The 13,260-nt window shown below is 61.6% G+C and carries 12 protein-coding genes; 7 read left to right on the top strand and 5 right to left on the bottom strand.

Going from position 1 to position 13,260, the window contains the following annotated elements:
- Window positions 1-77 precede the first annotated feature (77 nt).
- Window positions 78-944 carry a hypothetical protein gene (locus DVJ77_RS14250; RefSeq protein ID WP_114846180.1) on the top strand — a complete coding sequence of 289 codons (867 nt, stop codon included), beginning with the start codon at window positions 78-80 and terminating at the stop codon, window positions 942-944.
- A gap of 120 nt (window positions 945-1,064) precedes the next feature.
- The gene (locus DVJ77_RS14245; RefSeq protein ID WP_114846179.1) at window positions 1,065-1,883 is read left to right on the top strand and encodes a DUF481 domain-containing protein; all 819 of its coding nucleotides are present in this window, start codon (window positions 1,065-1,067) and stop codon (window positions 1,881-1,883) included.
- Window positions 1,884-2,162: 279 nt separating this feature from the next.
- Here the strand turns inward: DVJ77_RS14245 and hemC are convergent, their stop codons facing one another.
- The 4 genes from hemC to DVJ77_RS14220 all read right to left on the bottom strand — a co-directional run bounded on the left by hemC (window position 2,163) and on the right by DVJ77_RS14220 (window position 5,749).
- Window positions 2,163-3,083: a hydroxymethylbilane synthase gene (gene hemC, locus DVJ77_RS14235; protein WP_114846177.1), complete on the bottom strand. Its 921-nt coding sequence runs from the start codon at window positions 3,081-3,083 to the stop codon at window positions 2,163-2,165.
- A gap of 127 nt (window positions 3,084-3,210) precedes the next feature.
- Window positions 3,211-3,915 carry a LytR/AlgR family response regulator transcription factor gene (locus tag DVJ77_RS14230; RefSeq protein WP_114846340.1) on the bottom strand — a complete coding sequence of 235 codons (705 nt, stop codon included), beginning with the start codon at window positions 3,913-3,915 and terminating at the stop codon, window positions 3,211-3,213.
- A 29-nt stretch (window positions 3,916-3,944) separates the two neighbouring features.
- On the bottom strand, window positions 3,945-4,985 hold the full coding sequence (locus DVJ77_RS14225; RefSeq protein WP_114846176.1) for a sensor histidine kinase: 1,041 nt from the start codon (window positions 4,983-4,985) through the stop codon (window positions 3,945-3,947).
- Between the two features lie 98 nt (window positions 4,986-5,083).
- Entirely contained in the window at window positions 5,084-5,749 is a 666-nt protein-coding gene (locus DVJ77_RS14220; protein WP_114846175.1) for an alpha/beta hydrolase, read from the bottom strand.
- 209 nt (window positions 5,750-5,958) lie between these two features.
- On the opposite strand from DVJ77_RS14220, the gene DVJ77_RS14215 reads away from it, so the two are divergent.
- A complete protein-coding gene (locus tag DVJ77_RS14215; RefSeq protein WP_114846174.1) occupies window positions 5,959-8,385 on the top strand; it encodes a S9 family peptidase in 2,427 nt (808 codons plus the stop codon).
- Between the two features lie 101 nt (window positions 8,386-8,486).
- On the opposite strand, the gene DVJ77_RS14210 is transcribed toward DVJ77_RS14215, so the two are convergent.
- On the bottom strand, window positions 8,487-9,299 hold the full coding sequence (locus tag DVJ77_RS14210; RefSeq protein ID WP_114846173.1) for an AraC family transcriptional regulator: 813 nt from the start codon (window positions 9,297-9,299) through the stop codon (window positions 8,487-8,489).
- Between the two features lie 186 nt (window positions 9,300-9,485).
- On the opposite strand from DVJ77_RS14210, the gene DVJ77_RS14205 reads away from it, so the two are divergent.
- From DVJ77_RS14205 to DVJ77_RS14190, 4 genes are all read left to right on the top strand, one after another.
- Entirely contained in the window at window positions 9,486-9,755 is a 270-nt protein-coding gene (locus DVJ77_RS14205; RefSeq protein ID WP_114846172.1) for a hypothetical protein, read from the top strand.
- 169 nt (window positions 9,756-9,924) lie between these two features.
- Entirely contained in the window at window positions 9,925-10,296 is a 372-nt protein-coding gene (locus DVJ77_RS14200) for a MarR family winged helix-turn-helix transcriptional regulator (RefSeq protein WP_191983706.1), read from the top strand.
- A 93-nt stretch (window positions 10,297-10,389) separates the two neighbouring features.
- Window positions 10,390-11,856, top strand: coding sequence for an efflux transporter outer membrane subunit (locus tag DVJ77_RS14195; RefSeq protein ID WP_114846171.1), 1,467 nt, complete (start codon window positions 10,390-10,392; stop codon window positions 11,854-11,856).
- Window positions 11,857-11,866: 10 nt separating this feature from the next.
- Entirely contained in the window at window positions 11,867-13,048 is a 1,182-nt protein-coding gene (locus DVJ77_RS14190) for an HlyD/EmrA/EmrK family protein (protein WP_114846170.1), read from the top strand.
- Window positions 13,049-13,260 lie beyond the last annotated feature (212 nt).

Genomic DNA, 13,260 nt, shown 5'->3' with positions numbered 1-13,260 from the left:
AAGTCCGCAAGGTCACATGCAGGCTGAAATAGCCTCTCCCAAACCCCGAACTTCTATAGATGCCAAGTACAGGACCCATGGAGCAGAGCCAAAAGATTCAAGCAGGCGCCACGGCAACGGTCCAAGCCGCAACCAGCGAGCCACGATTGCGCTGGTACGGCGCCGATCTGCTTGAAGTACTGGCGCTCAGCGGTTACGGCATCTGGATCTTGCTGGGCTTGATGCTGGGGCTGGGTATCTACAGCGAAGGCCGGGGCCAGGCCCTGGTGCCGCTGGCCCTGGGTTGCGGTTTCGTGAGTGCGGGGCTATTGGTGGCCTGCTTGCGTTTACCGATCTTGCCGGACTGGCATGGCTGGCAGCTTGGCCGTGGCAGCCGACCCACCCGCAAGGCCATGCTGGCTTTCGCGGCCTTTCTGCCGATGCTGGCCGTGGCCGGGCTAGTGCGCGGTAGCAATGATTTCTGGGCCACTCGCGTGGCTGGCGCGGCACTGCTCGCATCTAGCGTGGTGAGCCTGATCTATACGGCTAGTGAGCATCGCCGGCTGGGTCTTTCTAACTCGCCCACCACGGCATGGTGGTTCAGTCATGCCTTATCCGCATGCTATGTCGGTGGTCTTTGGCTCTGGCTTTGCGTGGCAGCACAAGACGAGTCCGTGAACCGGATCAGCTCCGCGTCGTGGGTCATGAGTCTGTTGGTGCTGGCAGTGTTGCTGGCCTTGGTCGAAAGCCTGCGCAGTCAGACATCGAGAAACCATGGCGAGAGCGGGCCGTACGCACGTTGGCTTGTTGCTCTTCTGGTTTATGGATGGCCGTCGCTGGCCTTGTTGTGGAGCTATATCGAAGGCGACAGCGTTTGGCTCGCAACGTCGGCCGCGCTTAGCTGTGGCCTGGGCAAAATCCTTGAGCTGCGACAATACGACGCTGCAAGCGCCGGACGGAGCTGAATCGCAGCCGCGCTGATCGGCTGTTATACAGGCCATTGCGGGAAAGAAGTCGCCACGGGTCTTCAAATTACCCGGATAAGACTGGATCATTGCGTCTTTAAATAATACGGATACCCCTCGATGAAGAAGACCCTGCTCGTCAGTTCCCTGCTTGTCCTATTCGCCAGCATGGGCGCGCAGGCCGATGATGCCCCCGTGCAAGGCAGCGCTAGCGCAAACAACGGCGGCTGGAGCGGCTCAGGCGAATTCGGTTTCGCGGCGGCACGAGGCAATTCGCGCACTGACAATATCAACGCCAAACTGGGCCTGAGCCAGGAAAACGAGCTGTGGAAGAACAACTTCTTCCTCAACGGCATGCGTTCCAAGGGCGAGGTCAAAGTAGTCGACAGCACCGGCGCCACCATCAGCAAATTCAGCACCACCGCCAACCGTTACGACACCGGCGCATCGGTGGGCTACAAGCTCGATCCACGCAGCTACATCGTCGGTGCGGCGCGTTACGAGCATGACGATTTCGGCGCCAATCGCTGGCAGGGCATTGTTTCGGTGGGCTATGGCTATATCGCGCTGAAAACCGAACGCTCCGAGCTATCGTTCGAAATCGGTCCCGGTTACAAGCGCTATCGTCCGGCCGATACCACCACACTGGTCAATGGCGTGAGCACCAAGGTGCACCAAGATACGAAAAGCGAAGGCGTGGCGCGCGGACTCATCAACTACAAATACCGCCTGACCGACAACACCACGTTTGAGGACACCTTCCTGCTGGAAGCCGGCTCGAACAACAAGTACTACCAAAACGACATTGGCCTGTCGGTCAGCATGACCAAGAAAATGGCGCTCAAATTCGGTTACCAACTGCGCTACAACAGCAGCGTGCAGCCAGGCACCAAGAAGACCGATACGCTGACTACGACTAACTTGGTTTATAACTTTTGATTTGAGAGCGGGGAACGGGGAATAGGGAACGGGGAACATGCGGCTTGAGTAATGGCTGTGATGCCGTGTTCTTTTTTAGGCGGGGAATAGGGAACGGGGAACGGGGAACATGAAGTTCGAGGGGATATTGCAGGTCCGCGTTCTTTTTGATTTTTCTTTGTTTTTGCTCTTGCTTTTTCGCTTCTGCTTTTTAGGCTTTTCCCCGTTCCCCGTTCCCCGTTCCCCGTTCCCCGTTCCCCGTTCCCCGTTCCCCGTTCCCCGTTCCCCGTTCCCCGTTCTTCAGTGCTGCGCCAGCAACGCAGCGGCACCGAGTTCAAACAGCGCGTTCGCTACCTGTTGACCCAGCTCATTGGCCTGATCGCTGGCGCTGCTGGCCTGCGCATGTATTAGCTGACCACTGGCGGCATCGCCGACCATGCCGCGCAGATGCAGGCCGTGTTCGGTAACTACACACCATGCGCCGACCGGCACTGTGCAGCTCCCGCCCAATGCATGATTCATCGCGCGTTCGGCGCTGACTGCCAGACGGGTTTCGTCGTCATCCAGTGCTGCAAGCAAGGCAAGTACGGCGGGTTGATCGTCGCGCGCCTCGATCGCGATAGCCCCTTGGCCCGGCGCCGGCAGCCAGGCCGGTGCCGCAAGCCGGCTGCGGATACGTGTCGCCAGACCCAGTCGTTCGAGCCCGGCGCAGGCCAGCACGATCGCGTCGTAATGGCCGTCGTCGAGTTTGGCCAGCCGCGTGCCGACATTGCCGCGCAGATCGAGCAAGCTCAGATCCGGCCGCACTGCGCGCAATTGCGCCTGCCGCCGCAACGACGAAGTACCCACGCGCGCACCTTGCGGCAGCGCAGTCAGGTTGGCGTACAGGTTGCAGACAAACGCATCGGCCGCATCCGCACGCGGCAAGATCGCCGGCAACGCAAAGCCCGGCTCCAACTCGGCCGGCACGTCTTTCAACGAATGCACCGCCAGATCGGCGCGCCCTTCCAGCATCGCCACTTCAAGCTCTTTTAAAAACAGCCCTTTGCCACCAATGGTCGCCAAAGGCTGATCGAGAATCTCATCGCCACGTGTCGACAGCGGCACCAGATCGACCGTGAGGCCTGGGTGCGCGGCACGCAGGGCCGCAGCAACATGTTCGGCTTGCCATAACGCGAGTGCGCTTTTGCGGGTGGCAATACGCAGGATGGATGGGGTCATCGGAGATCTCGTCAACTAGGCTGCGCGTGGTCGGCGCATGGCGGGTAGAAAGCGCGCCATTGTCGCGTAAACGCTGGTATTGCGCAGTTAATCTCATCGACACTCGTTGCCGCAGGATGACCGTCGATCACCCCATTCGCAGAAGCTTGCGCAATGCCGGCAGATTGCGCCGGCTGACTTCGGGGGTGAGATCGGTGCCGCCCAGGCGGGCGAGGACGCGGCCGTCGGTAAGGGTCTTCAGGCCTAGCAGGCGCTGGGGTGGTACCAGGCAGTTGCGATGCAACCGGATGAGTTGCTCGGGATAGGCCTCTTCGAGCTGGCGCAGTGATTCTTCCAGCAGCAGTTGGCCACCGCGATGTTGTACGACGACGTATTTTTCTTCGGCGAGCAGATAGATCACTTCGTCGAGGGCAATGCGTACCTGCTCGCCGCGCTGGCGACCGCCGAGGTAGCGGGTGTGCTCACGTGGCGTGCTGGCCAGGCGTTGTCGCGCGCGTTGCAGGGCATCGCGCAGGCGTTCGATGCGGACAGGCTTGAGCAGGTAGTCGATGGCGCCGAGGTCGAAGGCATGCACGGCGTAGTGTTCGTAGGCGGTGCAGAAGACGATTTGCGGACGCGGCTGGCCGGCGAGTCGCCGCGCCAAGGCGATGCCGTCCAGGCCGGGCATATTGATGTCCAGCAACAGCAGGTCGGGTTGCAGTTCACTGAGTGCGACCAGTGCGGCCTCGCCATCGCCGATGCTGCCGGCCACGGTGATCTCATCGCATTCGCTAAGCAGCGCAGCCAATCGCGCGCGCGCCAGCGGCTCGTCGTCGACGATCAGGACACGCATATTGAGGGCGTGCGTATGGAGAGTGGACATCACGAATCCTCCGGCAACTGCAGGCGCACGACAAAACGACCGTCACGCGGCCCGGCCTCCACTTGCGCGCGCGGGCCATAGCGATAGGCGACGCGTTGGCGCACGTTGTCCAGGCCATGGCCATGGCCGCGCTCACCAGGCGCCGTGGGCAGCGGGTTGTCGATTTCGATGATTAAACCGCGGCCGTCGCGATAGCCGCGCAGTACCACCTCACCGCCTTCGCGCAGGGGCTGTATGCCGTGGCGCACCGCGTTCTCCACCAGCGGCTGCAGCAGCAGGCGCGGTAGTGAAAAGGTGGCCGGTAGCGCGTCGAGTTCGCGACGCACGTGCAGGCGTTCGCCCAGGCGCAGTTGCTCAATCGCCAGATAGCGTTCGATCAGCGCGAGTTCTTCGCCCAGTGTGCCGTCACGCGAATCGTGCTGACCCAAGGCAGCGCGAAACAGTTCGGATAAATCCTCAATGGTGCGTTCGGCAGCGGCCGGGTCCAGCCGCACCAGGGCCGCTACGGTGTTCATGCTGTTGAATAAAAAGTGCGGTCGAATGCGTGCCTGCAGCGCATCGACCTGCGCCCGAGTGACGGCTTCCAGACGGGCCTGCCACTGCGCCAGAACGTAAAAATAGCGCAGCACGGCGGCACCGAGCAGCGCGGCGATCAGCATGCTGTCACGTACAAAGACAGCGGTGTCGGTATGCATCAGTTCGAGGAACAGCGCGTCGTTAAGCCAATGCGCCAGCATGCTGGCGCCGGTAGCGAGCAACAGGATCAACAACCATGCGCCGATATAAGGTGCGTGGCCGGGCAGTCGTCGCAGCAGTGGCCGCAGCTTGCACAGCGCGACCCCGATCACCAGCATCAGCCAATCGACAAACAACATACATACACAGTAGCCGCGCCAGCCGCGGCCATTGTCGGCCGCCAGCCAAACGACAGTGGCGGTCAATGCGCCGATGACGAGCAAGGCGAACAGCACCGGCAGACTGCAGAAGTCCGGTAGCGGGCTGGGTTCGATCGGTGGTCGGCGGATGCTGGAATCGCGCATGGGCGACAGTATGACCAAGAGCGGGGAGGGCTGGTGAGACGGCGCCGGCTAATGCGAGATGCATAGGCACCCACCATGCGGGTGCCTATGGAGCGGCGTCAGCCGGTAAACCGGTCGCCCATCCAGGCACGCAGATCGGCGATCTCTTCGGCGCAGACTGAGTGCGGCATCGGGTAGGTGTGCCAGGCCACGTCGTATCCCAATGACTGCAACAGGTCGCGTGAGGCCACGCCACGGGTCAGCGGGACAATCGGGTCGCCGGTGCCGTGACCCCAGAAGATCGGCGTCTTCGCATTGGCGACATGGCGCTCAGGTGCAAAAGCCTCGTGCAACGGCATGTAGGTGGACAGTGCGATCACCCCGGCCAACGGCTGAGCGTGGCGCAAGCCGGCAGCGAGGGCGATAGCGCCGCCTTGTGAGAAGCCCGCCAGCAGGATGCGTTCGCTAGGCACGCCGCGTTCGTGTTCGTGGGCAATCAATGTTTCCACGGCGGCAATCGAGGCGCGGATGCCCGTTTCGTCCTGCCGCGAGATCAGATCGATACCCGCAATGTCATACCAGGCCCGCATCGGCATGCCGCCGTTGACGGTCACCGGACGTACCGGCGCATGCGGAAACACAAAGCGCAGCGCAGGCCAGTGAGGTGCAACCAGCTCAGGCACGATAGGCGCGAAGTCGTTGCCGTCGGCGCCCAGGCCATGCAGCCAGATCACGCTGTAGAGAGGGTGGGTCGCGGTTTCGTGTTCGACAGTAAGCAGGGTCATACGGGCTCGCTGGTGGGGCGTGAGAGGCGCTGCGATCGGTAGCCGATGGTTCGCCAACGCGCCAGCAACCGGGGCCAATCGAATCTTACGCATAAGACAGATAACCGCGGAGCCTAACCGGAAGTCATGGTCAGGGGAAACGGGACACTTGGCGTTTGCGATGCGTGTGCTCTTGGCTATCCTGCATCGTTTGGATCGCGGAGTACCCCATGCGCCGAATGTTTGTTGCCGGCCTCGCAGCGCTTGTCGCCTTACCGGCGGCGAGTCAGTCGCCCATCACGCCAAGCCTCGACCTGGAAACCGTCATGGCCCCGCCGGACTGGATCGGCGCGGCGGTGACATCGCCTTATTGGAGCGTAGACGGGCGCAGTCTGTACTACAGCTTGAAGCGCGACGGCAGCAAGGTGCGCGATCTGTATCGCGTCGATCCGGCCAGCGGACAGAGCGTCAAGCTCGACGCCTCGGCGCAGGCGCAGGCCGACGGCCCGGCGGTGTTCGATCGCGCGCATCGTTACGCCGCGTTCGTGCGGCATGGTGATGTGTTCTTGGTCGAACTGGCCCAAGGGCGTCGTGTGCAGGTAACCCGCACGGCAGAGGCGGAATCCGCACCGGGCTTTTCCAGCGATAGCCGCGCGCTGCAGTTTCGCCAGAATAACCAGTGGTATAGCTACGACATCGCCGCCGGTGTCACGGCGCCGGCAGCCGTGCTGAAGCTTGCCGACGATCCGCAGGCAAAGCAGCCCGACGCACTCGGCGACGAGCAGCTCAAGCTATTCAAGACACTGCGCCAGCTCAAGGCCGATAAAGACGCCCTGCGCGAGAACGACGACGCGCTTGCCGCGGCCGATCTCGGCCGCGCACCGAAGCCGATCTGGCTCGGCGATAAAGTCGAACTTATCGATACCGAGTTGTCGCCGGACGGCCGCTGGATGCTGGCAGTGACGCAGCCGAAGGGTCATGCCGAGGGCAAGGCACCGCAGGTTACCCATTTTGTTACCGACAGTGGCTATGCCGAGCAGCAGGAAACACGCGTCTATGTAGGCCGTAAAGATCCGCCGCCACAATCGCTGCTGTTGCTCGATCTGCTCCATCGCAAGAGCTATCCGCTGGCGATCGACAGCCTGCCCGGCATCAAGGAGGACCCGCTCAAAGAGCTTCGCGGCAAGGCTATCGCCGCGCTGGAGAAGGCGGGCAAGCACGATGAGGCCAAGGCCTTGAAGGCCCCTGAACTGCGCGCCGTAAGAATCATATCTTCGGCCGACGATGGCGGTGGCGGCGGCATCGTGTGGAGCGACGACGGCCAGAACGTAGCCGTGCAATTGCGCGCGATCGACAACAAAGATCGCTGGATCGCCAGTGTCGATCTGGACAAACACACGCTGCTCAACCAGCACCGTTTGCACGATAACGCCTGGATCAACTGGAACTTCAACGATTTCGGCTGGCTCAAGGACAACCGCACGCTGTGGTATCTGAGCGAAGAAACCGGTTTCTCGCAGCTTTACAGCAAACCGCTTGGCGGCAAGGCCAAGGCCTTGACCGCCGGCAAGTTCGAGGTCAGCCATCCGCGGCTGACCGACGATGGCCAGTGGTTTTATCTGCGCAGCAATCAGGTCGCGCCTTACAGCTACGATGTCTATCGCGTACCGGCCAACGGCGGTGAGCTGAGCCGATTGACGCAATACCAGGGCTTGGAAGACTTCGCGCTATCGCCCAATGACCAGCAACTGGCGCTGCTGCATTCCTCGCCCTATGTACTGCCGCAGATGGCGGTGCAGGATGTCGCCGGCGGCGCGCCGCGTGAATTGACTAACACCATGAAGCCGGGGTTTACCGCGCGCTCGTGGATCGCCCCGCAAATCGTCGGCGTATCGTCCTCGCATGGCGCCGGCACGATCTGGGCAAAGTATTACGGCCCGGCGGATAAGGCTGCCGCTGCCGGCCGACCCGCAGTGATCTTTGTGCATGGCGCGGGCTATCTGCAGAACGTCACCCTGTCCTGGTCCAACTACTACCGTGAGCAGATGTTCCACAACCTGCTGGTGCAGCAGGGTTACGTGGTGCTGGACATGGACTACCGCGCCTCCGAAGGCTATGGCCGCGACTGGCGTACCGCGATCTACCGTCAAATGGGTCACCCGGAGTTGGACGATCTGCTCGATGGCAAGGCCTGGCTGGTCAAGCAGCAAGGCGTCGATGCCAAGCGCGTCGGTATCTATGGCGGCAGTTACGGTGGTTTCATGACCGAGATGGCCTTGCTGCGTGCGCCGGGCGAATTCGCCGCCGGTTCCGCCTTGCGTCCGGTCAGCGACTGGCGGCTGTACAACCACGAATACACCTCGAACATCCTCAACGATCCGCAGCTCGACCCCGAGGCATACGCCATCAGTTCGCCGATCGAATACGCCGACAAGCTGCAAGATCCGCTACTGATCCAGCACGGCCTGATCGACGACAACGTGCTCGCCGAAGATTCGATTCGGCTGTATCAGCGCTTCATCGAGCTGCACAAGAAAAACTTCTGGATGTCGCTGTATCCGATGGAACGCCACAGCTTTGTCCATGCCGATTCGTGGTACGACGAATATCGCCGCATCGACGAGCTGTTCAATACCTGGTTGAAGCCGCAACCGTAGCCGATAAGGCTCGCTTGCAAACACCTGGTTAGCGTCGAATCTGGGCTGATGTTTTTCTCCTCCCTTGCTTGTCCCAAAAAGGGGGCGGGCAGGGGAGGGCGTCACGGGGTTGATGATGGATGCTGTGCAAAATACCGCCCAGGCGGTTGCCCGAAGCTGCGTCGAAACATCGCTACGAAAGCACTGATGCTGGCGTAGCCGAGCGCATCGGCCACACTGTTCACGGCTTCGCCGCAAGCCAGTCGTTCCAGGGCTCGGATCAGCCGTGCCTGCTGTCGCCATTGCGCGAAACTGCAGCCGGTTTCGCTGCGAAACAAACGGCTCACGGTGCGTGCCGACAGGCCGGCCCAGTCGGCCCAGGCATCCAGGCTGCGTGCATCGTGCGGCCGGTCCAGTACCGCGTGGGCAATACGTAGCAGGCGGCGATCACTGGGCATATTCAAATGCAGCGGCTCAACCGGCGCGTGGCGAATTTCATCCATCAAAACGCTGAGTACCCGCTCTTGTTCGTCGCTCAAGGTGTCTTGCAAGGCCCAGGTGCTGGCGCGCAAAACCAGGGCACGCATCAAGTCATTGACACCTAGCACGCAAGTCTTCTCGGGCAGGCCGACGGCGGCCAGCGGCGCAACATGAACGCCCCAGCCGCGCGTGGCCTCGGCAATCCGCACCGTATGCAGTTCGCCCGGCGGCATCCAGCCGACCCGGCGCGGCGGCAAGGTCCATGCGCCGTTTTCGGTGCGTACGCTGATAACGCCGCGTTCGAGATAGAACAATTGGCCACGCACATGACGATGCCAGTCGCTTTCCGTCGTCTGTAGCGGCGTGCCGTCGGCTTCGTCATCGACCACGTAGGCGATCAGTGCCGGGCCATCCAGACGCTCTACGCGTTGAAAGATTTCGTCTGCCTGATTCATGTGGATCGCTCTAAATTGGCCAGTTCTAGATATAAATTGTCCGACTAACGTTATCAGGCCAAAGCGCATTCCGCCTACGCTAGCGCTCTACGCGCATCCCCCTTACGTCGCGCGTTGTCCACCAGCCGACGCCTTGTCACGGCGAAGCCAGTTCGGACGTCCTCTTATAAACAGAAGGAGATCGGTATGTCGTCATCCGACTCGCCGTCCATTCCGATGGACGCTACTGAGGCACTCACCAGCTTTGTCGTCAACGCACTGGTGATGTTGGACCCGGCTACCCCCGAGGCGTTGCGGCGTCAGGTGGAGCCACGCATGTTGGCGCAGTTGCCTACGCTGTACGCGCTGGGCGTATTCGAACTATTTGCGATACGCGATCCGGCCCTGCGCGCGCTGGTGCAAGAAGAGCTGGCGGAGCGGGAGCGTAGCTGGCAGCGACAAAGTGAGGCTGCCTAGCTGGCTGAATAGTTCTCAAGGCAGATAGTGTCATGCATATATTTGCCTTGACAAATATATTCAAAGCAATATTATGCGCGACATGAAAAAGGATCCCACCCCATTTGAGCCCGCCAGAGAGAATCTGGGCGTACTGTTAGGCCTGGTACGCAGCGAGATTGTTCGGGCGATGGAAGCCGAGCTGTTGGCGATGGGTGTGGAGCTGCGTTTCACCCAGTTCCTGATACTGAAGCGGCTGGCCCGGCTGGGCCCGATGTCGGCCAGCGAGCTGGCTCGGGCGGTGGAGTTGGATGGCGGCGCGATGACTCGTCAGCTCGATCAACTGGAACGCAAAGGTTATTTGCGCCGCAGTCCGCACGAACAAGACCGGCGCGCTTTGCGCATTGAGCTGACCGAAGCCGGCACGGCGCTATGGCTGCAAATGACTGATTGCAATACCCGAGTGCTGGAAGCCGCCCAGCGTTCATTGAACGAAGTCGAGCGAGAGCATCTGCACGACTACCTGGATCGCGTATTGAGCGCGCTGCGCGATAAATCCTGAAGCTTCGTTTTCATCCCTGGATTTCTTAAAGCTCGTTTTCCCTGGCCCGTTTCTTAAAACCCGTCTCAAACACTACTCATCGGACATATCTCCATGCGTCTGCACCTACTTGCGGCTGCCGTCGGCCTGACTCTCGCGTTGGCGGGATGTGCCAGCAGCGGCGGTTTGCATCCTGACGGCACGCCGATGGATCCGGCCTCGCTCAAGAGCGAGCGCAGCCTTGCCACATTCGATGTATCGCCGGCGTCATGGCCGGCGCAGGATTGGTGGACAGGCCTGGGCGATCCGCAGCTCGATGCCCTAATCACCGAAGCGTTGCAAGACAACCCGAACCTGGCGGTGGCCGATGCGCGTGCGCGCCAGGCACAAGCACAGGTCGGCGTAGCCGATGCCGCGCGCGGCCCCAGTGTGAATGCCGGCGCCAGTGTGGCTGGCGCGCGCTTGCCGACGACCTTGCCACCGCCGATCGGCAGCGGTCATTTTGGTTTGGCCAAATACGGCTATGCCAGCTTCAAGTGGGATCTGGATCTGTGGGGCGGCAAGCGTGCAGCCTGGCAGGCCGCCCTGGGTGCGGCTCGTGCTGCGGATGTAGAGCAGCGCGCGGCACGCATCGAGGTTTCCGGCAATGTGGCGCGCGGCTATGTGCAACTGGGCTATGCCTATGCACAGCAAGACGTGGCCAAGGCCGAACTGGAACGCGCCGACAACGCCCGCAAGCTGACTACGCAACGCGTCACTGCCGGTATCGACAACCAGATACAGCTCAAGCAGAGCGATGCGGAAGTCGCCAGTGCGCAAGAGCAGTTGGCGCTGGCCGATCGCGCCATTGATGCGGCCTGCTCGGCGTTGTCGGTACTCCTTGGCAAAGGGCCCGACCGTGGGCTGGACATCGGTCGCCCCCAGGTACTCAAGCCATCGACGCTGGCGGTTCCAGCCAATCTCTCGGTCGATCTGCTCGGCCATCGTGCCGATCTGGTCGCCGCGCGCTGGCGGGTAGAGGCGGCGAGCAAGGACATCAAGGCCGCCAAGACGCAGTTCATGCCCAATGTCAGTTTAAGCGCCATGGCCGGTGTGATCGGGCTTGGCGGCGGCACCAATATTTTCCAGCTACCGGCGCGTTTCTATGAAGGCGGCCCGGCGATCAGCCTGCCGATCTTTGACGGTGGCCGCCTGCGTTCCAACCTGGCCGGAAAAGACGCTGAGTACGATCTCGCCGTGGCGCAGTACAACCAGACTCTGGTCGGGGCAGTCAACGAAGTAGCCGATCATTTGTCGGCATTGCGCTCGCTGCAAGAGCAGATGGTCGCGGAACAGCACGCGCTGGACGCCGCCTCGCAGGCCTGGCAGCTCGCGCAACAGCGCTTCAAGTCGGGTATCGGTAGTTATCTCGAAGCGCTTAGCGTGCGCCAGCAATTGCTGGTGGCCGATCAGCGCATGGCCGCGCTGCAATCGCAGCAGGTCGATCTTTCAGTGCAGTTGATTCAGGCGCTCGGCGGCGGTTTCCGCCCCCAGGCCGATGACGCTGAGCTTGCCAATCATTCCAACTCACCCCGTTTCTGAGGCTGATCCCATGTCTAGCCAAACCCCGCTCGCGGCCGACAATACGGCCGTCCAGCCGCCCAAAAGCCGCCGCGGTTTTCTGCTGCGCCTGCTCATAGCCGTTCTTGTGCTCGGCACGATTGCCTGGGCGCTGTGGTATTTCCTCGATGGCCGCTGGTACGAGGGCACCGACGATGCCTATGTCAACGGCAATGTCGTGCAAATCACTCCGCAGATCGCCGGCACCGTGGTCAGCATCGGCGCCGACGACGGCGACCTGGTTCACCAGGGTGACGTGCTGCTCAAGCTCGACCAGGCCGATGCCGATGTCGCGCTGGCGCAAGCCAAGGCCAACCTGGCCAATACCGTACGCAAAGTGCGCGGCTTGTACAGCAACGTATCCGGTGCCCAGGCCGATGTTGCCGCACGCAAAGTGGCCGTGGACAAGGCACGCGCCGATTTCGATCGTCGTCGCAACCTGGCTCAGTCCGGCGCGATCTCGGCCGAAGAACTGTCGCATGCACGCGATGCGCTGACCTCCGCCGAAAGCGCGATGACGGCATCGCAACAGCAGTACCAGACCAACAAAGTGCTGGTGGACGACACTGTGGTTGCCTCGCATCCCGATGTGCAGGCCGCTGCCGCACAGTTGCGTGCGGCCTACCTCAATGACGTGCGCACCACCCTCGTCGCGCCGGTAACGGGCTATGTCGCCAAACGCACGGTGCAAGTGGGACAGCGCGTGCAGCCAGGCGCCGCGTTGATGGCCGTCGTGCCGTTGCACGAAGTGTGGGTGGATGCGAACTTCAAAGAAACCCAATTGACCCATATGCGCATCGGTCAGCCGGTGAATGTCACCACCGATGTCTATGGCAGCAAGGTCGTCTACAAAGCCCAGGTGAAAAGCCTTGGTGTGGGCACGGGCAGCGCGTTCTCCCTGCTGCCGGCGCAAAACGCCACCGGCAACTGGATCAAGATCGTGCAACGTGTTCCGGCGCGCATCGTGTTCACCGAGCCCAAGCAGCTCGAAGAGCATCCGTTGCGCATCGGCCTGTCGACCAATGTCGACGTCAATCTGCATGACCAGAGCGGCCCGATGCTGTCGCAGCAAGCACCCACCCAGCCCGCTTTCAGCACCGATGTGTATCAGCAGCAGCTAGCCAAGGCCGATGGCGTGATCGAGCAGATCGTGCACGCGAATATGCCGAAGTAAGTGGCGGGGAATGGGGAATAGGGAACGGGGAACGTGCAGACTGATGGATGCTTGCGGCGCCGCGTTCTTTTTTGATCTTTGTTTGTTTTTGCGCTTGCTTTCTTGCCTCTGCTTTTTAGGCTTTTCCCCGTTCCCCGTTCCCCGTTCCCCGTTCCCCGTTCCCCGTTCCCCGTTCCCCGTTCCCCGTTCCCGATTCTCTGACCCTATCCATT

Origin of the sequence: Dyella tabacisoli, assembly GCF_003350925.1 — a bacterium.
Taxonomy (GTDB): Bacteria; Pseudomonadota; Gammaproteobacteria; order Xanthomonadales; family Rhodanobacteraceae; genus Dyella_C; species Dyella_C tabacisoli.
Note: the sequence above shows the minus strand (reverse complement) of the source record. Positions and strands in the feature narration are given on the sequence as shown.